Raw genomic sequence first — 21,924 nt, forward strand, 5'->3', positions numbered from 1 at the left:
GTCCCGCTATCGAGAGGGTGACACCCCTCCGTCAGCCCTTCGGGCTGCCACCTCCCCTGCGAGGGGAGGATGGCGTGGGGGAGGGGGGCAGGTGCCTTAATTCCCATGGCCTCCTCCGTGCCCGTCATGGTCCTGCTGACCCGGTGCCTGGTTGCCCTGCGCGGCGGGGGTCTGCTCGGCAGCCGGGGTCATGCCGGCGGGCTGGGCGATCTCGCCCTTCTTGCCGGGTTCGACCGGGTGATAGCCGCCGACGTCGATCGTGCCGTCATGGCGCAGGCCCTTGGTGTCGTGGGCCGATTCCTTGCCAGCGCCACCATGCATGTCGGTCATCATGATCTCGTCCATGCAGCGCTTGCCCGGTTGCGCGCACATGTTGAGCGCGGCGTGGAACAGGCGGGGTTCGACGCCAGCGAAATAGATCGGCTTCACCTTCTCGCTCGGTTGTTCCAACTTCACATAAGTTGCGCGGTCGAGCGTCGCGCCGCTGGCCTTTACGCGGGCGAGCCACTGGTCGAACCCGCCCTGATCCATGGCGTGGAACTTGAAGCGCATGTTGGAGAAGCCTGCGCCGGAATAGTTGGCGGAGAAGCCGTCGAACGTGCCGGGCTTGTTGGCGACGGCGTGGAGCGTCGTCTGCATGCCGGGCATCGCATAGATCTGGCCAGCCAGCGCGGGCACGAAAAAGCTGTTCATGATGGTGGAGGAGGTGATCTTGAACTCGATCGGGCGATCGACCGGCGCGGCCAGTTCATTGACCGTCGCGATGCCGAGTTCGGGGTAGATGAACAGCCACTTCCAATCCATCGCCACCACTTCGACCTGCAGGCGCTTGGCCGCAGGATCGACCTTGCGCGCCGAATCGATGCGCTCGATCGGACGATAGGGGTCGAGCAGATGGGTGCTGGTCCAGGTCACCGCGCCTAGCGCAATGATGATCAGCAGCGGGGCCGACCAGATCAGCAGTTCCAGGCTGGTGGAATGATCCCAGTCGGGGTCGTAATCCTTCGCCTGCGCCTTGGCGCGATATTTCCACGCGAACCAGCCGATCGTGCCCATGACGGGCAGGACGATCAGCAGCATCAGCGCGGTCGATATCAGGATGAGGTCGCGTTGTTGCATTGCAACATCGCCCGACGGTGCCATGACTACCCAGTCGCATGCGCCCAGCGGCAGCAGCAGGAGGGGAGCGAATCGGCGCAGAAATGCGCGGCTTGGGGCGGGCGTGCGGGCGATCATGGGGTTCGTCTAGTCGGGAACATTGCGGGGTGACATTGGACCTTTTGTCCTATCCCTGCGCAGTGGCGAAATAGGGCATGGCTGTATTCGACCACCAGAATGATTCGTCGTGCAGCCTTGTGCGGCCCCGAATCGTTCCCGCAGCATGAAGGCCCGTTTCACGCCATGACTTCCGCGACGACCACGCCCGGCCCTGGCCTGGAGACCAACTCCACCCAGGCGGAACGCGACATGCGCAACCTTCACGCCCATGACGGCAAGAAGATTGCGCCGGGCGAGATCGCCATCGGCGTGATCATCGGCCGGACGTCGGAGTTTTTCGACTTCTTCGTCTACGCGATCGCATCGTGCATTGTCTTTCCCGCGCATGTCTTTCCCTATCTGTCGCCGCTGGAAGGGACGCTTTGGTCGTTCGCCATCTTCGCGCTGGCTTTCGTGACGCGGCCGATCGGGTCGCTGATCTTCATGGCGGTGGACCGGCAATTCGGGCGCGGGGTGAAGCTGACGATCGCGCTGTTCCTGCTGGGCGGATCGACCGCGGCCATCGCCTTCCTGCCGGGCTATGAGACGATCGGCCATTGGTCGGCGGTGCTGCTGGCGCTGTTCCGCGCGGGGCAGGGCGTGGCGCTGGGCGGGACATGGGACGGGCTGGCCTCGCTCCTGTCGCTCAACGCGCCGCAGGCCAAGCGCGGCTGGTATGCGATGATGCCGCAATTGGGCGCGCCGCTGGCGCTGATCGTGGCAGCGGGTCTGTTCGCTTTCTTCCTGTCCACCCTGTCCACCGCTGATTTCCTGAGCTGGGGTTGGCGCTATCCCTTCTTCGTCGCTTTCGCGATCAACGTCGTGGCGCTGTTCGCGCGGTTGCGGATCGTGGTGACGGAGGAATTTGCGCGTTTGTACGAAGCGCGTGAATTGCAGCCCTCGCCCGTGATCGAAACCGTGCGCAGTGAAGGACGCAACATCGTGATCGGCGCTTTTGCGCCGCTGGCCAGCTTCGCGCTGTTCCATATGGTCACGGTGTTTCCGCTGTCGTGGATCGCGCTCTACACCGACCAGCCGCTGGAACGCTTCCTGATGATCGAGGTCATCGGTGCGTTCGTGGGCGTGCTGGCAATCATCGTGTCGGGCTTCGTCGCGGATATGATCGGGCGGCGTCGCCTGCTCGGCTATTCGGCGATCGGCACGGCCTTTTTCGCGGTGGCCGCGCCGTTGCTGCTCAATGGCGGCGATCTGGGCGAAGTCGCGTTCATGGTGATCGGTTTCATCCTGCTGGGGCTGAGCTTTGGTCAGTCGTCAGGTGTGGTGGCGTCCAACTTCCGGTCGGCGACGCGCTATACTGGATCGGCGCTGACGTCGGATCTGGCCTGGTTGGTGGGCGCGGGTTTCGCGCCGCTGGTGGCGTTGCTGATCTCGACCGAGTTCGGGCTGGCGGCGTCGGGCGCTTATCTGCTGTCCGGGGCTATCGTCACCGGCTTTGCCCTGTTCGTGAACAAGGAACTGGCGGGCCGCGACCGCTAAAGCGCTTTGCGCATTCGGGCGAGTGCCTTGCGGTCGAACCAGCCGGTGAGGCCGGGGCGCGGGCGGTAGCGGGGGAGCCAGTCGGGATAGAGGCTGGCGAGGCGCGGGGGTAGGCCGTCTGGCCCCTCCCGCGTCATGATGTCCGACACGATCCGGTTCTGGAAGAAGCGCACCGAATAGCTTATCAAACGTTTGTATTGCATCGTCCAGGTCGAAGGGCGGGCGAGGCTGACCTGTTCGCACAGAAAGCCCGCTGCGTCGCACGCCAGCACCCGGCCATGCTGCCAGTCGGCATCGTTGGCAAGGTTGGTATGCGCCCAGGCGGCGACCAGGCCATCATCGCCAATCAAATCGTCGGGCAGACGCAGGCCGCGCGCGCGGATCGCCGCAACGAACGGTCCCGACAGAGCGTAGAGATCGCCGAACAGGCCGCCTTCGATTTTGAGGTTGCGGCGGTAGAAGTCGGCCATGCGGCCGTTCATCGGCATGCCCGCGCTGGCATTGGCTTGGGGGTTGGCGGCGAGGTCCGCGACCAGCGCGTCGATCGACCCGGCGACGATCTGCGCGTCGCCGTCCATGAAGATGACGGCCTCCTCCGTCCCCGTCAGCAGGCCATGGACCATATGGTTCCAGGTGCGCGACTTGCCGCCCGCCTTGATGTCGTGGACGATGACATTGGCGCGTCCGTTCGCCGCCGCCGTGGCACGGGCGACGGTGGCGTCGGTCGTGCCGTTGACCAGCACATGGAAGTAGGTGTCGGGCCGGTCGAGCGGAAGCGAGGCCAGGCAGGCACCGATCCGGCGCTCCTCCTGATGGGCGAAGATGGCGACGGCGACGGCCATGGCGTCTAGCGGAAGTCCCAGCCCTGTTGGCCATGCTGGGCCAGATCGAGGCCATCGGCTTCCTCCTGCGCGGTGGCACGCATGGGGATCAGCATCGACACGATGAGTGCGGCAATGGCGCTGCCAACCATGGCCCAGAGCGCGACAATGACAAGGCCGATGGCTTGGGATGTCAGTGCGCCGGTCAGGGTGATGCCGATGTCGAAGCCGACGCCGCCCATCAGCGGCAGGGCGAAGACGGGCAGGAACAGGATGCCAGTCGCGCCGCCAAGGCCATGGATGACGAAGACGCTGGCGCTGTCGTCTACCCGTCCAGCGACGAGGGGTTGAGCGAGGCGGCAGACGAACGCGGCGATGACGCCGATCAGCATCGCCCCCCCGGTGCCGACCAGCGCGGCGGAGGCGGCGATGGCGGCGATCCCGGCCAAAGCACCGGACAGGATGCCGGTGGCGGTGGTGCGCTTGCCCAGCACATGGTCGAGCAGCGCCCAGGTCAGCGCAGCGGCGCAGGCGGCGAAATGATGGTTGAGCAACGCGGTCGCGGCATCGTCCGTCGCGCCGAGCGCCCAGCCGCCGACCATGCCGGACAGGCCGATCCACAGCAGCGCCCCACCCGCAACGCTAAGCACCGGCGCATGGCCGACACTGGCGGGATCGCGCCTGCGCCCGGCGATCAACGCCAGTGCAAGGGCGGAGAAGCCCGCGACGCCATGGACGACCAGGCCGCCGGCAAAATCCATCACGCCCAAGTCCGCGAGCCAGCCACCGCCCCACACCGCATGGGTGATCGGCGCATAGACGAGCAGCAGCCACAGCGGCGCGAAGGCGAGGAACCAGCCGATCCGCGTGCGTTCTGCGACGGCGCCGACCAGCAGGCAGGCGGCGAACAGGGCAAGGGTGAGTTGGAACAGGACGAAAGCGGATTCGGGAACTGTCAGCCCGTCGCGCAATTGCGCGAGATTGGCGAGCAGCAGGTTCGCCCCGCCGCCGAGCCAGACGCTGCCCGGTGCATAAGCGAGGCTGTAGCCGATAATCGCCCAGGCCAGCGACACGGTCGCGATGACGCCCGCGCCCTGCGCCATAACCGAGAGCGCGTTGCGGACATTGACCTGGCCCGCATGGCGCAGCATCAACCCCGGCAGGGCCGCAAGCAGGACCAGCAGCGCGCAGACCATCATCCAGCCCGTATCGCCGCTGTCGGCGACGGCGATCTGGGCATAAGCGGCTTGCGGCGCGGCCAGCGCGGCGATCAGGGGCAGGGTTAGAACAAAGCGCATCGGCAATCCCGGCAATCCAAACAGGCCCCCGTCCTAGCGCGGACAGGGTAAAGTTTTTGATAAGCAGCCGCCCCTATCAGCGGACGATGACAGGCGCGTGCAAGACTGTTAAGGGCAAGCCATGCGGGGTTTGCTGTCTTTCTTTGCGGCGGTCATGATTCTCCTCTCCATGGGGATGGGAACGCTCGCGCATGCGACCGAGGCCTTAGGGTGCGTCGAAGATGAGAGCAGCCTGTCGATCAGTGCGGCCGACATGCATGGCGACCTACAACCCGGCGACGCGGATAATGGCCTGCTGCATCATCATGGCGGCTGCCATGGCCATCATGTCGGCACGGCGGGATCGCGCGTCGCTTTCGATGGGACAGTAGCCATCCGCGATCGGTTGATGATCCCCCCGGTGCCGCGCCTGTCCGCTGTGGAACCTGCCCGGACATTGCGCCCGCCCATCGCCTGATATCGACCGAATAGACCGCGCTCGCCCGGCGTCGCGGTTCCTTTCTCGTTGATTTCAGGAATTGTCTTCATGAAACGCATCTTTGCGGCCTGTCTGGCCGTGTCGTGCTGCACCAGCGCCTTTACGGCGCGGGCGGACGAACCATCTTTTACCTTGGCGCAAGCGCTGGAGCGCGCGGGCGCGACATCGCCCGCCATCGAAAGCGGGGCGGCGGGCGTACTGGCCGCGCAGGCGGCGCGCAGCGTCGCCGGGCTGCGGCCCAATCCCGAACTGAATATCCAGACGGAAAATGTCGCGGGCAGCGGCGACTATCGGGGCTTTCGCAGCGCCGAGACGACGGCGCAGGTCACGCTGCCACTGGAACTGGGCGGAAAGCGCCCGGCGCGGGTGGCGCTGGCCAATGCGCAGCAGGACCGGGCGCAAATCGAACAGGCGGTCATCGTCGCAGACCTGCGGCTGGCCGTGACGCAGGCTTATGTCACTGCCGTTTCGGCGGCGGAGCGGGCGAGCGTGGCGCAGCGGCAGGTCGCGATAGCGGCGGAAGCGCTAAGGGCGGCGCAGGCGCGCGTGCGGGCGGGGCGGGCCTCGCCGCTGGAGGCGCAGCGCGCGGAACTGGCGCATCTCAATGCGCAGGCGACACAGGAACAGGCCGAGCGGTTAGCGAATGTCGCTCGCGCCAATCTGGGCCGGTTGATCGGTGGCCCGGTCGCGGGGACGCTCGACCTGCGCTGGTTCGAGACGCTGGCGGTTGCCGGGCCGGTTGACCGCGCGGCCGTGAGCGACATGCTGACCGCACGCGCTGCCGCGCTCGATGTGGCGACGGCCGATGCGCAGGTGCGGCTGGCGGGCGCGCAGCGGGTGCCTGACCTGCAACTGTTCGCCGGGCCACGCCGCCTGTCGGGCAGCAACGACACGGCGATGCTGATGGGCATCAACATCCCATTGCAGATCTTCGACAATGGCGGCGCGGCGCAGGCGCAGGCGCGAGCCGAACGGCAACGCGCCGACGCTACCCGGCGGATGACCGAAATCCAGCTCGACCAGGCCATCGCCTCGGCCGATGCGGAAGTCGCCAATGCCGAAATCGCCGCGCGCATCGCCAGCGGTCCGGCACTTGCCGCCGCGCAGGAGGCCGCCCGTATCGCGCGTATCGGCTATCGCGAAGGCAGGTTCGGGCAGATCGACCTGATCGAGGCCGAACGCGCGCTGCTCGACACCCGCATGGCCGCGATCGACGCACTGGCCACCTATCATGATGCTTCGGCGCGCCGTGACCGGCTGGTCGCCCCGGCATCCTTGTTTGCGAAAGATTGATCCGATGAAGAACTGGATATTGTCAGCGGCGCTGCCGCTATCGTTCGCGCTTGTCGCCTGTGGCGAGACCGGGACGAAAAATGAAGCACATGAAGAAGCGGGCCATGCCGAGGAAGAAGGCGAGGAGGAGCATGCCGAAGAAGAAGGCGTAATCACGCTGTCCGAGGCGCAAATTCGCAGCGCCGGTATCATGCTGGTGCCGGTCGGCATGGCGGGATCGGGTGGCGCGGCAAGCCTGCCCGCGACGATCGAGGCCGATCCGCAGGGGATGCAGGTGGTGACCGCGGCAGTGAGCGGGCGCGTGGTCGCGCTTCATCGCAATCTGGGCGAGGCGGTGCGGCGGGGCGATCCGCTGGCCGTCATCGAAAGCCGCGAGGCGGCGCAGATGCAGGGCGAGATCGAGGCGGCCCGCGCCCGGCTGGCACTGGCACGCAGCAATTTGGGGCGGGAGCAAAGGCTGTTTGCCGAGCGTGTATCGCCCGAACAGGATCTGATCGCGGCGCGCACGAGCGCGACCGAGGCGGGGATTGCGCTGCGGCTGGCGCAGCAGCAACTGGCGGCGACGGGCCGCGCGGGCGGTGGCCTCAACCGTATCAGCCTGCCTTCGCCGATCGGCGGGCAGGTGGTCAGCCGCACTGCTATGCTGGGGCAGGTGGTGGCGGTCGACACCGAACTCTATCGCGTCGCCAATCTTGGCAAGCTCTCGGTCACCTTGTCGCTGTCAGCCGCCGATGCGGCAACCTTGCGACCGGGTGGCATTGTCACCGTTACCGCGCCGGGGCGCACGGCGCAGGCGCGGATCAGCTTCGTGTCGCCGATCCTCGACGCGCAGACCCGGCTGGTGCCGGTCATCGCCACGATCGACAATCGCGACGGGCAATGGCGTGTGGGCGAAAATGTCTCCGCTGCCGTCGACCTGCCGTCCAGGGATGGCGGGCGCGCTATCGCCGTGCCGCAGATCGCGGTGCAGACGGTCGAGGGCAAGAGCAGCGTGTTCGTGCGCACCCGCACCGGGTTTCAGGCGGTTCCAGTAGACCTGGGGCCGGTGAGCGGCGATCGTGTCATCGTCACCAAGGGATTGAAAGGCGGCGAGCGGATCGCCGCCACCGGCAGCTTTACGCTCAAGGCCGAACTCGGCAAGGGCGAAGCGGAACATGGGCATTGATCGATGATTGACCGGATCGTCACATTCGCGGTCGCGCGGCGCTGGCTGGTGCTGCTGCTGACCCTTATCGCCTGCCTCATCGGCGGCTGGGCGCTTCAGCGCCTGCCGATCGACGCAGTGCCCGACATCACCAACAACCAGGTGCAGGTCAATGTCCGCGCGCCGTCGCTCTCGCCCGAACTGGTCGAGAAACAGGTCGCCTTTCCCATCGAAACCGCGCTGTCGGGGATCGAGGGGCTGGAATATAGCCGATCGCTGAGCCGCAACGGCTTTGCCCAGATCACCGCTGTCTTCACCGATTCCACCGACATCTACTTCGCCCGGCAGCAGGTGAATGAGCGGCTGGCGGGGCTGGCCGAAAGCCTGCCTACGGGCGTGACGCCGGAAATGGGGCCGATCGCGACGGGGCTGGGCGAGGTCTATATGTGGACCGTCCACCTCGCCCATCGCAAGGATGACCAGCATGATCCGGGCGAACCGGGGCTGCAACCCGATGGCAGCTATATCACGCCGGAGGGCGAGCGGCTGGTCAGCCAGGCGGATCAGGCGACCTATCTGCGCACCGCGCAGGACTGGATCGTCGCGCCGCTGCTCAAAAATACGCCGGGGCTGGCCGGGGTCGATTCGATCGGCGGCTATGTGAAGCAGTTTCAGGTAGTGCCCGATCTGGCGCGGCTGGCGGCGTTGCGGATTAGCATCGACGATCTGGCGCGCGCCTTAGAAGAGAATAACAATGCGGTCGGCGCGGGCGTGGTCGATCGCAATGGCGAGGGGCTGGCAGTCCGATCCGATGCGCGGTTGACTGGGGCGGAGGATCTGTCCCGCACCGTGATCGCGACGCGCGAGGGCGTGCCGATCCTGCTGAGTCAGGTCGCCACGGTCCGGACGGGGCAGGCGATCCGCATGGGGTCGGCCTCCGAAAACGGGCGCGAGGTCGTGGTCGGCACGGCGGTCATGCGGGTGGGCGAGAATAGCCGCACCGTGGCGTCGGCGGTCGCTCGGCGGCTGGAGGAGATCAACGCTTCCCTGCCCACCGACGTCATCGTTCAGCCGGTGCTGGATCGCACCGCGCTGGTCCATTCGACCATCAACACGGTGGCCAAGAACCTGGCCGAGGGCGCGTTGCTGGTCGTCGTCGTCCTGTTCGTGCTGCTCGGCAATTTCCGCGCGGCGCTGATCGCGGCGCTGGTGATCCCGATCACCATGTTGATGACCAGTTTCGGCATGTTGCAGGGCGGCGTGTCGGCCAATCTCATGAGCCTGGGCGCGCTCGATTTCGGCCTGATCGTCGATGGCGCGGTGATCATCGTCGAACATGCGTTGCGACGGATCGCCGAGGGGCAGCATCGCGAAGGCCGGGTGCTGACGCTCGACGAGCGGCTGGCCGTGGTTGTGGGCGCGGCGCGGGAAATGATCCGGCCGTCTGTCTATGGTCAGGCGATCATCATCCTCGTCTACGTCCCGTTGCTGACGCTGACGGGGATTGAGGGCAAGACCTTCACGCCGATGGCGCTGACGGTCATCCTGGCGCTCGTCTGCGCCTTCATCCTCTCGCTGACCTTCGTGCCGGCCCTGCTCGCGGTGCTGTTATCCAAGCCGGTGGAGGAGAAGGAAGGGCGGATCATGGGCTGGCTCAAGACACGCTATGAACCCGGCCTCGACAAGGCGATGCAGCGGCCAACGCGGACGATGGGCGTGGCGGTGGCGGCATTCGTGCTGGCGATCGGCGCGTTCCTGACGCTGGGGCAGGAGTTCCTGCCGCAACTCGATGAGGGCGATCTGACCGCGCAATTGCTGCGCATTCCGGGCACGTCGGTCGAACAGAGCCAGGCGATGCAGTTCGATGTCGAAAAGGCGATCGCCACATTGCCGCAGGTCCGCTTCGTCTTTTCCAAGACCGGCACGGCGGAACTGGCGTCGGACCCGATGCCGCCCAACATCTCGGACACCTTCATCATCATGAAGCCGCGCGACGAATGGCCCGACCCGAAACTGCCCAAGGCGGAACTGGTGGAAGCGGTCGAGAAGAAGCTGGAAGTGCTACCCGGCAATGCCTTCGAAATCAGCCAGCCGATCCAGATGAGGTTCAATGAACTGATTGCGGGCGTGCGGGGTGACGTGGCGGTCAAAGTGTTTGGCGACGATGCCGACGCGATGGCCCGCACCGCCAATCAGGTCGCGACGATCCTGCGGCGGACGGACGGCGCGGTGGACGTGCGGGTCGAGCAGACCGAGGGGCTGCCAATGCTCGACATCCGGCCCCGGCGCGAGGCGCTGGCGGCGATGGGCCTGTCGGCCAAGGCGGTGCAGGATGTGGTGGCCGCCGCCATCGGCGGGCGCGACGCGGGCATGATCTTCGAGGGGGATCGGCGCTTTGCGGTGACGATCCGGCTTGATGACGGACAGCGGGCGGATATCGAGGCGGTGGGGCAGATCCCTGTACCGACGCCCGATGGCGCCTTCGTGCCGCTGGCGAGCGTCGCGGAGATTGCGGTGACGACGGGTCCCAACCAGATCAGCCGTGAAAATGGCAAGCGCCGCATCGTGGTGCAGGCCAATGTGCGCGGGCGCGACGTGGCGAGCGTGGTCGCCGATGCGCAGGCGGAGATTGCTTCGGATGTGCGCCTGCCGGCGGGTGCCTATCTTGAATGGGGCGGGCAGTTCGAAAATCTGGCGTCGGCCCGCGATCGGCTGTTGCTGGTCGTTCCGGCCTGTTTCGTGCTGATCCTGCTGCTGCTCTATGGGGCGCTGGGCAATGTGCGCGATGCGATGATCGTCTTTACCGGCGTGCCATTGGCGCTGGTCGGCGGCGTGCTGGCGCTGTTCCTGCGGGGCATGCCCTTTTCCGTGTCGGCGGCGGTGGGCTTCATCGCCTTGTCGGGCATTGCGGTGCTCAACGGGCTGGTGATGGTGACGGCGATTCAGGAACTGATCGGGCAGGGTATGGCGCGCGCGCGGGCGGCGGAGTTGGGAGCCATGCGTCGCCTGCGGCCGGTGGTGATGACCGCCCTGGTCGCCTCGCTTGGCTTCGTGCCGATGGCCTTGGCGACCGGGTCGGGCGCGGAGGTGCAGAAGCCGTTGGCGACGGTGGTGATCGGCGGGCTGGTGTCGGCGACGCTGCTGACCCTGTTCGTGCTGCCGACGCTTTATGCGCGCTTCGGCGGGCGGCGGGCTTAAGGTTGGGGCAGGGGGCGGCGGTGCCGCCCCCTGTCGCGTTCAGGCATCGACCGACACGACGCCGCGGCGGATCTGGTCGAGTTCGATGCTTTCGAACAGGGCCTGGAAATTGCCGTTGCCGAAACCGTCATTGCCCTTGCGCTGGATGATTTCGAAGAAGATCGGGCCGAACATATTTTCGGTGAAGATCTGTAGCAAGATGCCCTCACCCGTCTCTACGCTGCCGTCGATCAGGATGCGGTTGGCGCGCAGCCGGTCCAGATCCTCGCCATGGCCGTGGACGCGGTTGTCGACCAGATCATAATAGGTCTCGATCGTGTCCTGCAACCGCACGCCGCGCGCGCGCAATTTCTCGACCGTGTCGTAGATATTGTCGGTGGTGAGCGCGAGATGCTGGATGCCTTCGCCATGATAGTCGCGGATGAACTCCTCGATCTGGCTCTTGTCGTCCTGGCTCTCGTTCAGCGGGATGCGGATCGCCCGGTCGGGCGCGATCATCGCCTGGCTGGTGAGGCCGGTGGCCTTGCCTTTGATATCGAAGAATTTCTGCTCCTCGAAGCCGAAGAGGGTGCGGTAGAATTCGCTCCACACCTGCATCTGCCCGCGCCGGACATTGTGGGTCAGATGGTCGAGCAGATCGAGCCCGACATTATTCTGCGCCTCCGCTTCCTGCCAGCCGGGAAATTCGGCCCAGTCGGCATAGGGGTCTTGGCCATCGGGCATGAAATAGAGGTAGGAGCCGCCAATCCCCTGGATCACCGTGTCATCCTCTTCGGTCGCCTGCGCGCCATGGTCGAGCGCCCAGCGCATCGCGGCCTTGGGATCGGCAACGCGGAAGGCCATGGCGCTGGCCGACGGGCCATGCACCCCGCGAAAGGCTGCGACGCGCCCGGCATCATCGCGGTTGAGCATCAGGTTGATGCGGCCCTGCTTGTAGCGGGTGATATTCTTGGTCGGGTGGCGGTGCGTCGGCACGAAGCCCAGTTGTTCGAACTGCGCCGCCATCGCCGCCGGATCGGGCGAGGTGAATTCGGCGAATTCGAAGCCGTTGAGGCCCAGGGGATTGTCTATGGTGGCGGTCATTGCGGCTCCTCTTCCTTTTTTGTTTTGGCATAGGCCTGCGTGCCGCGGGTGTAGACCCGGTCGGTCGGCAGGATGGTGTCGGTGTCGAGATCGGGCAGGCCGTCCAGCTCGGCGTAGAGCGGGGCGAAATCGGTTTCGACCGTCTGGCGCAGCAGGTCTTCGAATCTGTCGATGACGAAATAGCTCTGCTGATAATCGTCAATGCGATAGCGGGTGCGCATCAGCCGCTTGAGATCGAAGCCCAGCCGGTTGGGCGAGGGATCGTCCAGGGCGTAGATGGATTCGCCGTGGGACGACACGATGCCCGCGCCATAGAGTTTGAGGTTGTCGTCCTGACGGATCATGCCGAACTCGACGGTGTACCAGTAGAGCCGGGCCAGCCGGTCGATGGCCCCCAGACTGTCAGCGCGCAGGCCGCCCTGGCCATAGGCCTGCATATAATCGGCGAAGGCGGGGTTGGCGAGCAGGGGGACGTGGCCGAACACGTCGTGGAAAATGTCGGGCTCGGACAGATAGTCGATCTGGTCGGGCGTGCGCAGGAAGCGCCCGGCCACGAAGCGGCGGTTGGCGAGATGGTCGAAGAACAGCCGGTCGGGGACGAGGCCGGGGACGGCGACGACCTGCCAGCCGGTCAGCTTCATCAGCCGTTCCGACAGCTCATCGAAATCGGGGATGCCCGGCCGCGTCATGCGCAGCACGTCCAGCCCGTTCATGAATTCGGCCACGGCGCGGTCGGGGAGCATTTGCGCCTGACGGGCGAAGAGCTTGTCCCACAGCGCATGTTCCTGCGGCGTGTAGGCGGCCCAATCCTGCGGGATCGTCCAGTCCTCGGCGGTGCCTTCCGGGCGCTCTATGTCGTTTTGGGCCATGACGACAATATTGCATGGCTTGTGTGAAAAAGGGTTTCAATCTCCTGCTTTGCTGCGCAATATCGGACATGATTTCATCATATATGGGCCGGATATGAAACAGGATTATCAGATGGATGCGATCGACCGGCGGATCATTGCCATCCTGCAGGCCGATGCCGCCATCCCCCATGCGCAACTGGCCGAACAGGTCGGCGCGTCGACCGCATCCTGCTGGCGCCGGATCAAGGCGCTGGAGGCGGCGGGGGTGTTGACCCGCGCGGTGCGGCTGGTCGATCCGGCCAAGGTCGATCGCGGGGTCAATGTGCTGTGCAATATCCGCATGCGCAGCCACGCCCGCGAACCGCGCAGCGCCTTTGAGGCCTTTGTCGATGCCTGTCCGGAAATCGTCGAATGTTTCTCCATGTCGGGGGAGTGGGACTATCTGTTGCGGGTCGTGGTGGCGGACGTCGCCGATTATAACCAGTTTTTGATGCACACTTTGTTGGCGCAGCCGACTGTGGCGGGGGCCGCGTCACATTTTGCGCTGTCGACCACCAAATATACCACCGCCTTGCCGGTGTGATGGGTCAAGCGATCGCCATCTCGCCCATCCACGCGCCGAAGGACGCGCGGGCGCGGGAGGTATAGGCTTCCTTGCGCTGCTTCTTCTTGACGTCGTCCAGCGTCGGGAAGAGGCCGAAATTGACGTTCATCGGCTGATAGTCCGCCGTCGCCACATTGCCCGTCACATGGCCGAGCAGCGCGCCGAGCGCCGTGTCGGCGGGCGGCGGCGTCAGCGCCTGGCCCAGCAATTCGGCCGCGGCGAAGCGCCCGGCGATGAGGCCGATCGCCGCGCTTTCGACATAGCCTTCGCACCCCGTCATCTGCCCGGCGAAGCGGATATGGGGGGCGCTTTTGAGGCGCAGCGTCGCATCGAGCAGCTTTGGCGACTGGATGAAGGTGTTGCGATGCAGCCCGCCTAACCGCGCAAACTCCGCATTTTGCAGGCCGGGGATGGTGCGGAACAGTTCGACCTGCGCGCCATGTTTGAGCTTGGTCTGGAAACCGACCATGTTCCACAGCGTGCCCGACGCATTATCCTGGCGCAACTGCACCACGGCATAGGGCCAGCGGCCGGTGCGCGGATTGTCCAGCCCCATCGGCTTCATCGGCCCATGGCGCAGCGTTTCCGGTCCGCGCGAGGCCATCACCTCGATCGGCATGCAGCCCTCAAAATAGGGGGTGTTGGCCTCCCATTCCTTAAACTCGGTTTTCTCGCCGTCGAGCAGCCCCTGGACGAAGGCCTGATATTGGTCCTTGTCCATCGGGCAGTTGATATAATCTTTCCCCTCGCCGCCGCCGGGGCCGATCTTGTCCCAGCGATTGGCCATCCAGCACTGGTCCATGTCGATACTGTCATGGTGGATGACCGGCGCGATCGCGTCGAAGAAAGCGAGATGCTCCATCCCCGCCGCATGGCCGATGCTGGTCGCGAGCGCGGGCGCGGTGAGCGGGCCGGTGGCGACGATCGTCATGCCTTCGGTCGGCAGCGTGTCGATCCGTTCGCGGATGATCTGAACATTGGGATGATCGGCCAGCGCGCGGGTGACGGCACCGGAAAAAACATGGCGGTCGACCGCCAGCGCGGAGCCTGCGGGCACTTTGGCGGGCTCGGCGCTCGCCATGATGAGCGAATCCAGCCGCCGCATTTCCTGATGCAGCAGGCCAACGGCATTTTTGTCGGCATCGTCAGAACGGAAGCTGTTGGAGCAGACCAGTTCGGCGAGGCCTTCGGTCTGGTGGGCGGGCGACATGTCGCCGCTTCCGCGCATTTCCGACAGGCGCACCTTGATCCCCGCCTGCGCCAACTGCCACGCCGCTTCGGACCCGGCGAGCCCGCCGCCGATGATATGCACCTGATAGTCTGCCACTGATATTCGCCTTGATGTCGCACTTCTGCCGTTCGGGCCAAGGCCTATAGCCGATGGCGGCGCAGTAGGACAGGGCGGCGTGGGTGGCTTTTGGGGTGGTGCGGTGGGGGGTGGTGTTCTGCGAAAGCTGTGAAGTTCACACCGTTGCAGGGTTCGATTTTGCTTGGGTTGGGGTTTGCAGGGCGGACTTCGCAATAGGAGGATTTTTGCGAAGTTGGGGGCATGTGCGTGTTGGATGGGCGGGTTAAGGAGCCTTGAACGCACCATTGTTGCGTTATCTGGACGAGTTCACTTGCTGAGCAGACCAGTGTGACCGGGTTAACGTCACTTTTGAGCCTTTGGCGGCCGCTCTTTGATGACGGGACGCATTAGCTTAACAAATTGAGCCTCGTCCGCCCCGAATATGGCGTAGCGTTCAGCATATTCTATGAGTTCATAAGTACGGCTCTTAGCTAACGCAGGGACCAACGTGATTAGGCAGCAGTCCCTACCAAGCGTCGCAGCGTGTCGTCGCTCGCGCTTTCTTCGATAACAATGGCAGTTTGCGACAAAAGAGGAAGCCACTTGCCCATTGCTTCTTTGTTTTCAACTACAGCAACTGATACCGTTTTCTCTTCTAAACGAGCAATATCGTTAAATTTACTCGACGCGGAAAAAACGGACGCATGATGCGGGGAAACGGCATCAAAAATGACATCTCTATCATCTATGGTGACCTTGGCAGCTACGCGCCATTGAACGCTAGATGCGCCTGTTTTTGAGGCCTTCGCAAAAACATGATCGGTCCCAAAAAGACCCACCAGCCTTTGGAATAAGTCTGCGGCCAACTCCGTATCATCCCAATCTGGAGATGATGCGAATGTTTTATAGACGGCTTCACGCGATACGGCGGCGATCAGTTTTATCGCACCGGATAGTTGTTCCGGTCTGGCAAGGATGCGAAGCTGATGCCCTGCCGCATATTCAGCATGGCATTGTTCGGCTAACTTGGCTGCATGCTTTGCATAGGAACGCTCAGCCCCATAATTTTCTGCCTGCCTGTAGCCAAAAGCGAAATCAGATACCGCATAGCCACCTGGTGCTGGATCGACGCGTATGCCTACGCCGGTTCCATCTGGATAGGTTTGCGGCATCGAGATGAGAGCAGCGTCTGAAATGAAACTGGCGCGCACAAGCGACTTCACTGCGGCCATCACCACCGGGTCAAACACGCTTTTTTCAGCCGCTTTTTGTTCCGAACTCATGAAAACAAATCCTGCGCCCAGCTAGGTTCTGGAATAACGCCTATATCATTGATTCTAAAGATTTTCCCTACCCCGTCAAGGAGATCGATAAACCCTTGAAAGTCGGGATTAATTGGCTCGGCGACCGGAAGCCATTTAAGGGGGCGACCATGAGCAGATAGCCAATTCAGCTCGAATGAGTGATGATGAGTACCGGAAATTTCCACCATAAATAGCGCTGGTGGGGAGTGCTCATCATTGTTTGTGTGCGACGTGCGTGGACGCCAGTCCAAGCGCGCAAGCGATACTGCGTCACGCCGACTGCTTGTCGGAAAGTAGGTTAAAGAAAAACTGATATCTGCCTGCGGAGAGTCAATCCGCGCACGTCCGATAAGTTCTAAGCCTTGAAGAGTAGCTTCTCCAACGTCGAGCGATGCAGCCAGCCGAATGCCCTTGTCCGGCCCATCTGGTTCCGACCACTGTGGCAAACCGGCAATTTTTTTGTCCATGCCCATCAGGGCGCGAAAGGGAAGTGGCATCACTCTGCATAACGCGAACTGTTCCTCTTGGCGAGTCAGCGGTTAAGTGCCAGCGTGTATTAGGGGCATACGAAGTTACTTGAACGATACTTTTTATGGGGTTTGAAACGAAAGCACCCAATAATCCGCAATTTTCATAAATTTGATATAGCGACTATCTGACCGATCCTGAAAATTTGGATTTTGTAAGCTGTAAGGTAAGTTCTAGTTGTTCGTGTCAGAAATGCGTTTGCATGCGCAGACAGGGTAGTGATTGACGACAACTAAATGCTATTTTCACATCTAAACCCCCACCAACGCCCCCTCCCCATAATAAGCCGCCTCGTCCAATATCCCTTCGCGTTTCGCCACGACCACGCCGACCAGCACTTGGCCCCCGACGTTGACCGCAGTCCGGCCCATGTCCAGTATCGGGTCGATGGCGAGCAAGAGGCCTGCGCCTTCGAGTGGGAGGCCCAGCGTCGAGAGGGTGAGGGTGAGCATCACGACGGCGCCGGTCAGGCCTGCGGTCGCGGCGGAGCCGATGACCGAGACGAGGGCGATCAGGGCATAGTCGAGCGGGCCAAGCGGAATGCCGTAAAAGCCTGCGACGAAGATGGCAGCGAGCGCGGGGTAGATCGACGCGCAGCCGTCCATCTTGGTGGTCGAGGCGAGAGGGATAGCGAAGGCGGCATAGGCCTTGTCCACGCCGAGCCGTGCGGTGACGGCTTCGGTGACGGGCAGGGTGCCGACCGAGGAGCGGGAGACGAAGCCCAACTGGATCGCGGGCCAGGCCTTGGCGAAGAAGGGCAGGGGCTTGAGGCCATGGGCGAGCAATAGCGTCGGATAGACGATCAGCAGCACGATGCCGAGGCCGAGATAGATGGCGCCGGTGAAGACGCTGAGCCTTGCGAGCGCGTCCCAGCCATAGGTGGCGACCGCTGCGCCGATCAGGCCCGCCGAGCCGATCGGCGTCAGGCGGATGACCCAGCCGAGCAGCGCGCGCACGACCGCCAGCAGGGAGCGGACGAAGGCTAGGAAGGGTTCGGCTTTCTCCCCGACCTTGAGCGTGGCGAGGCCGACTGCGATGGCGATGACCAGCAATTGCAGGATGTTGAAGGAGAGGCTGGTGCTGGCGGTGCCGTCGGGCGCGATCTTGGTGCTACCGCTCAGCGCCAGGCTGTTGCCGGGGACGAGCCCTTTGAGGAAATCGAGCCAGCCGCCGACCGCGTCGGGCTGTTTGGCGGCGAGCGCGGCGGTGCCAAGGCCCATGCCGGGCTGGACGATGATGCCGATGGCAAGGCCGATGCTGACCGCGATCAGCGCGGTGATGGCGAACCAGAGCAGGGTCTGCCCCGCCAGCCGCGCGGCATTGTCGAGCGCGCGCAGATTGGCGATCGACGCGACGATGGCGGCGAAGACGAGCGGCGGGACGATGGCTTTGAGCAGGGAGACGAAGATGGTGCCGACCGTCTGGAGCGCGGTGGCGAGCCAGTTGAGGTCGCCACCCGACCCTGTGCCCATGGTCCGGGCGAGGAGGCCGAGCGCGAGGCCTGCGACCATGCCGACCAGCACCTGAAATCCGAAGCTGCGATAAGGGAGGGTCATGGGCGCAAATCCTTTGGGCGAACGGCGTAGCATATGGGGGCGTGGCGCAGGATTGCGCGCAAGCAATAATTGGGTGGGGTTTAGTTTTTGGCGGGGGGGTGGCCCTTTACATCCTCCCCTTGCAGGGGAGGTGTCTGGCGTAGCCAGACGGAGGGGTGTCCCGCCATCGATAGGCTGACACCCTTCCGTCAGCACTGCGTGCTGCCACCTCCCCTGCAAGGGGAGGATGGGTGCGGAGGATTGGCGGTTGCCTGTCGCTGTGCCACATTGGTCGCCTGACAGGATCAAGAGGGGCAGGTTTATGGGGTGGCGGTGCGGGTTTCTGGCGGGCGTGGCTTTGATGCTGCCGCAAGTTGCGATGGCGGCGGCGGACCCGGTGGTGGCCAAGGACATATTGATGCGCTCCGTCGCCTTTCGCACGGTCGAGGGGGCGGGTGAGATGCCGAAGCTGGCGGCCTATTATGCGTCGGTGCTGAAGGCGGCGGGCTTTGCCGAGGGCGATATCGTCATCACGCCGATGGGTGAGACGGCGACCTTTGCCGCTACCATCCGGGGGCGGGATGCGGCGCTGAAACCCTTGTTGATGATCGGCCATATGGATGTGGTGGCGGCAGACCCGAAGGACTGGACCCGCGACCCGTTCGTGCCGGTGGAGGAGAAGGGCTATATTTTCGGGCGGGGTGCGGAGGATAATAAATATGACGTCGCGATGATGGTCGCGACGCTGGCGCAGTTGAAGAAGGACGGCTGGACGCCGCGCCGCACCGTGACGCTGCTGCTGTCGGGCGACGAAGAGACGGCGATGGTGACGACGCGGGCGCTGGCGGCGCAGTATAAGGACGCGGAGCTGTTGCTGAACGGCGATGGCGGTGGCGGGTTGCTGAACGAGGCGGGCGAGCCGGTGCTATATCAGTTGCAGGCTGGTGAGAAGACCTATGCCGATTTCGAGATCGGCTTTACCGATCCGGGCGGCCATTCGAGCGCGCCGACGGCGGGCAATCCGCTCTATCGGCTGGCGCGGGCGATCGACAGGATTGCGGCCTATCAGTTTCCGCCGATGCGCAATGAATTGACCAAGGCGTCGTTGGCGCTGTCGGCCGACCGGATCGGTGGGGAGGTCGGCGCGGCGATGAAGCGCTATGCGCAGAGTGGGGACGCGGCGGCGGCGGAATTGCTGTCGGGCCGCCCGGAATTTGTCGGCCAGGTGCGCACGACCTGCGTCGCGACCATGGCGCAGGCGGGCCATGCGCTCAATGCGCTGCCGCAGAGTGCCAAGGTGCAGGTCAATTGCCGGATCTTTCCGGGCGTGGCGATCGACGCGGTGAAGGCGGAACTGGTGCGGGTGGTGGCGGACGAGAGCGCGACCGTCACGACGCTGGGCGATCCGCTGGCGAGCGATGCCTCGCCGTTGCGTGCCGATGTGATGCAGGCCGTGGTCGCGGCAGTTTCGGCGCGGGCACCGGGTATTCCGATCATGCCGAGCATGTCCGGCGGCGCGACCGACAGCGTGCATTTCCGCGCGCTCGGCGTGCCGAGCTATGGTGTGTCGAGCCTGTTCATGAAGGCCGAGGATGGCTTTGCCCATGGGCTGAACGAGCGGGCGCCGGTCGCGGGGATCGGCGCGGCGCTGGTGCAGTGGGAGGCTGTGGTCCGGGCTTTGGCGAAGTAGGGGAACCTCTCAATCCGTTCGGTTCGAGCTTGTCGAGAACTGTTCTCGACGGACGCTTCTCGACTTCGCTCGAAGCTGCTCGAACCGAACGGATTAAATAAGCGAGGTTTTAGGTCCGCACCGCCACCGCATTCGCCGCCGACAACACCGCCTGCACCGACGCCGTCGCGACGTCCGCGTCCGTCCCCACGCCGAACACGGTCCGCCCGTCCGGCGTGCGGCATTCGACATAGGCGGCGGCGTTGACGTTGCTGCCGGCGCCGATCGCATGTTCGCTATAGTCGGCGATTTCCAGCTCCACACTCAGCTCGTCGCGCAGTGCGGCCAGCACGGACGAAAGCAGGCCGTTGCCGCGCCCCGAAATGCTGCGTTCGCCGCCCTTATAAGCGATCTTGCCGGTGAAGATGCGGTCGCCCGCCGCGCCGCTTTCATGATAGTCGATCAGCGCATAGGCTTGGGTTCCGGTCAGGCGATAATGGTCCTGGAACGCCGCCCAGATGTCGGCGGCGTTGAGTTCGCGGCTCGACTGGTCGGCCAGCCCCTGCACCACGCGGGAGAAGTCGGCCTGCATCCGCTTGGGCAGTTTGAAGCCCTTATCCTGCTGCAATACCCAAGCGACGCCGCCCTTGCCCGATTGCGAATTGACGCGGATGACCGCTTCATAATCGCGGCCCAGATCCTTGGGGTCGATCGGCAGATAGGGCACGTCCCAGATGAGGTCGTTGCGCGCCTCCTGCGCGGCAAAGCCCTTCTTGATCGCGTCCTGATGGCTGCCGGAAAAGGCGGTGAACACCAGCTCGCCCGCATAAGGATGGCGCGGGTGGACGGGCAGTTGGTTGCAATATTCGACCGTCTGGATGACCGTGTCGATGTCGCTGAAATCGAGGCCGGGGTTGATGCCCTGCGTGTACATGTTCAGCGCCACGGTCACGATGTCGCAATTGCCGGTGCGCTCGCCATTGCCGAACAGGCAGCCTTCGACCCGGTCCGCACCCGCCATGAGGCCGAGTTCCGCCGCCGCAACGCCGGTGCCACGATCATTATGCGGGTGCAGCGAGATGACGACGCTGTCGCGCTTGCTGATATGGCGGCACATCCACTCGATCTGGTCGGCATAGATGTTGGGGGTGGCGCATTCAACGGTCGCGGGCAGATTGAGGATCAGCGGCCGCTCCGGCGTGGGCTGGAGGATGTCCATCACCGCCTCGCAACATTCCAGGCTGAAATCCAGTTCGGCGGTGGAGAAGGTTTCCGGGCTATATTCGAAATGCCAGTCGGTGTCGGGCTGTTTGGCGGCATTGTCGCGCAACAGCTTGGCGGCGTGGACGGCGATGTCCTTGACCTGCGCCCGGTCCATGCCGAACACGATGCGGCGCCAGGCGGGCGAGACGGCGTTATAGACATGGACGATCGCCCGCTCCGCGCCGCGCAGCGATTCGAAGGTGGTGGCGATCAGGTCTTCGCGGGCTTGCGTGAGCACCTGGACCATCACATCATCGGGGATGCGGCCTTCCTTCACCAGGCTACTGATGAAGTCGAACTCGGTCGCGCCGGCCGACGGGAAGCCGACTTCGATCTCCTTGACGCCGACCTGGACCAGCAGATCGAAGAAGCGGCTCTTCTTTTCCGCGTTCATGGGATCAATCAGCGCCTGATTGCCATCACGCAGGTCGGTCGAGAGCCAGCGCGGGGGGCAAGTGATGACATTGCCCGGCCATTGGCGATTGGGCAGGTCGACTTGCGGGAAGGCGCGATATTTCTGGGCGGGATCGGTCAGCATCATGGGACAGCTACTTCTTTATGCGAACGGGCGTGCCCTGTTACGAACGGGACGGCCCGGTTAACGACTATCAGCGAAAAGGAAGCCCTTAGGCGTATCGTTGCTGCCCATAATCGAAAGGCAGCACAAAACCACGCCTAAGGGCGTGTAAGTCGTAGCAGGGGAAGAAGCGTCGCGCTCTGCATCATGCCGGGGACATAGCGGCTTGAGGGGCGGGGCGTCCAGTCGTTTTTGCGCCTTTGTGCGAGCCGATGCTGAAGGAAGTTGGCGCGGCT

At 64.1% G+C, this 21,924-nt stretch carries 17 protein-coding genes; 7 read left to right on the top strand and 10 right to left on the bottom strand.

The genetic code is table 11. The features are described from left to right. Positions 1-96 precede the first annotated feature (96 nt). Positions 97-1,236 carry a ubiquinol oxidase subunit II gene (cyoA, locus tag J2W40_RS08885; RefSeq protein WP_310223732.1) on the bottom strand — a complete coding sequence of 380 codons (1,140 nt, stop codon included), beginning with the start codon at positions 1,234-1,236 and terminating at the stop codon, positions 97-99. A gap of 165 nt (positions 1,237-1,401) precedes the next feature. Between cyoA and J2W40_RS08890 the strand changes: the two genes are divergently transcribed. Beyond that, on the top strand, positions 1,402-2,754 hold the full coding sequence (locus J2W40_RS08890) for an MFS transporter (protein WP_310223734.1): 1,353 nt from the start codon (positions 1,402-1,404) through the stop codon (positions 2,752-2,754). Here J2W40_RS08890 and J2W40_RS08895 read toward each other — a convergent pair. Together J2W40_RS08895 and J2W40_RS08900 are read right to left on the bottom strand one after the other, a co-directional pair. Beyond that, on the bottom strand, positions 2,751-3,596 hold the full coding sequence (locus J2W40_RS08895) for a glycosyltransferase (RefSeq protein WP_310223736.1): 846 nt from the start codon (positions 3,594-3,596) through the stop codon (positions 2,751-2,753). The two genes, J2W40_RS08890 and J2W40_RS08895, sit on opposite strands and share 4 nt — an antisense overlap. 5 nt (positions 3,597-3,601) lie before the next feature. Beyond that, entirely contained in the window at positions 3,602-4,873 is a 1,272-nt protein-coding gene (locus J2W40_RS08900; RefSeq protein WP_310223738.1) for an ammonium transporter, read from the bottom strand. 121 nt (positions 4,874-4,994) lie between these two features. Between J2W40_RS08900 and J2W40_RS08905 the strand changes: the two genes are divergently transcribed. From J2W40_RS08905 to J2W40_RS08920, 4 genes are all read left to right on the top strand, one after another. After that, positions 4,995-5,330: a hypothetical protein gene (locus J2W40_RS08905; RefSeq protein WP_310223740.1), complete on the top strand. Its 336-nt coding sequence runs from the start codon at positions 4,995-4,997 to the stop codon at positions 5,328-5,330. A gap of 69 nt (positions 5,331-5,399) precedes the next feature. Further along, positions 5,400-6,644: a TolC family protein gene (locus J2W40_RS08910; protein WP_310223743.1), complete on the top strand. Its 1,245-nt coding sequence runs from the start codon at positions 5,400-5,402 to the stop codon at positions 6,642-6,644. A gap of 4 nt (positions 6,645-6,648) precedes the next feature. Further along, positions 6,649-7,809: an efflux RND transporter periplasmic adaptor subunit gene (locus tag J2W40_RS08915; RefSeq protein ID WP_310223745.1), complete on the top strand. Its 1,161-nt coding sequence runs from the start codon at positions 6,649-6,651 to the stop codon at positions 7,807-7,809. Positions 7,810-7,812: 3 nt separating this feature from the next. Continuing rightward, the gene (locus J2W40_RS08920) at positions 7,813-10,986 is read left to right on the top strand and encodes an efflux RND transporter permease subunit (RefSeq protein ID WP_310223746.1); all 3,174 of its coding nucleotides are present in this window, start codon (positions 7,813-7,815) and stop codon (positions 10,984-10,986) included. Between the two features lie 39 nt (positions 10,987-11,025). On the opposite strand, the gene hppD is transcribed toward J2W40_RS08920, so the two are convergent. Both hppD and phhA read right to left on the bottom strand, forming a co-directional pair. Continuing rightward, positions 11,026-12,069, bottom strand: coding sequence for a 4-hydroxyphenylpyruvate dioxygenase (hppD, locus tag J2W40_RS08925; RefSeq protein ID WP_310223748.1), 1,044 nt, complete (start codon positions 12,067-12,069; stop codon positions 11,026-11,028). Continuing rightward, positions 12,066-12,938: a phenylalanine 4-monooxygenase gene (gene phhA / locus J2W40_RS08930; RefSeq protein WP_310223750.1), complete on the bottom strand. Its 873-nt coding sequence runs from the start codon at positions 12,936-12,938 to the stop codon at positions 12,066-12,068. Before phhA ends, hppD begins: the two co-directional genes overlap by 4 nt. A gap of 94 nt (positions 12,939-13,032) precedes the next feature. On the opposite strand from phhA, the gene J2W40_RS08935 reads away from it, so the two are divergent. After that, positions 13,033-13,503, top strand: a complete 471-nt coding sequence (locus J2W40_RS08935; protein ID WP_310223752.1) for an Lrp/AsnC family transcriptional regulator — start codon at positions 13,033-13,035, stop codon at positions 13,501-13,503. A gap of 4 nt (positions 13,504-13,507) precedes the next feature. On the opposite strand, the gene trmFO is transcribed toward J2W40_RS08935, so the two are convergent. The 4 genes from trmFO to J2W40_RS08955 form a co-directional block, all read right to left on the bottom strand. Beyond that, positions 13,508-14,851: a methylenetetrahydrofolate--tRNA-(uracil(54)-C(5))-methyltransferase (FADH(2)-oxidizing) TrmFO gene (gene trmFO / locus J2W40_RS08940; RefSeq protein ID WP_310223755.1), complete on the bottom strand. Its 1,344-nt coding sequence runs from the start codon at positions 14,849-14,851 to the stop codon at positions 13,508-13,510. Between the two features lie 473 nt (positions 14,852-15,324). Next, positions 15,325-16,095, bottom strand: a complete 771-nt coding sequence (locus tag J2W40_RS08945; protein WP_310223757.1) for a hypothetical protein — start codon at positions 16,093-16,095, stop codon at positions 15,325-15,327. Then, complete coding sequence (locus tag J2W40_RS08950; protein ID WP_310223759.1) at positions 16,092-16,589, bottom strand: hypothetical protein; 498 nt, start codon at positions 16,587-16,589, stop codon at positions 16,092-16,094. The genes J2W40_RS08945 and J2W40_RS08950 overlap by 4 nt, the downstream gene beginning before the upstream one ends. A gap of 306 nt (positions 16,590-16,895) precedes the next feature. After that, positions 16,896-18,200, bottom strand: coding sequence for a dicarboxylate/amino acid:cation symporter (locus J2W40_RS08955; protein ID WP_310223761.1), 1,305 nt, complete (start codon positions 18,198-18,200; stop codon positions 16,896-16,898). A gap of 301 nt (positions 18,201-18,501) precedes the next feature. Between J2W40_RS08955 and J2W40_RS08960 the strand changes: the two genes are divergently transcribed. Beyond that, positions 18,502-19,869: a M20/M25/M40 family metallo-hydrolase gene (locus tag J2W40_RS08960; protein ID WP_409050357.1), complete on the top strand. Its 1,368-nt coding sequence runs from the start codon at positions 18,502-18,504 to the stop codon at positions 19,867-19,869. Positions 19,870-19,978: 109 nt separating this feature from the next. Here the strand turns inward: J2W40_RS08960 and leuA are convergent, their stop codons facing one another. Further along, complete coding sequence (leuA, locus tag J2W40_RS08965; protein WP_310223765.1) at positions 19,979-21,652, bottom strand: 2-isopropylmalate synthase; 1,674 nt, start codon at positions 21,650-21,652, stop codon at positions 19,979-19,981. Positions 21,653-21,924: the final 272 nt, after the last annotated feature.

Origin of the sequence: Sphingobium xenophagum (assembly GCF_031457465.1) — a bacterium.
Classification (GTDB): Bacteria; Pseudomonadota; Alphaproteobacteria; order Sphingomonadales; family Sphingomonadaceae; genus Sphingobium; species Sphingobium xenophagum_A.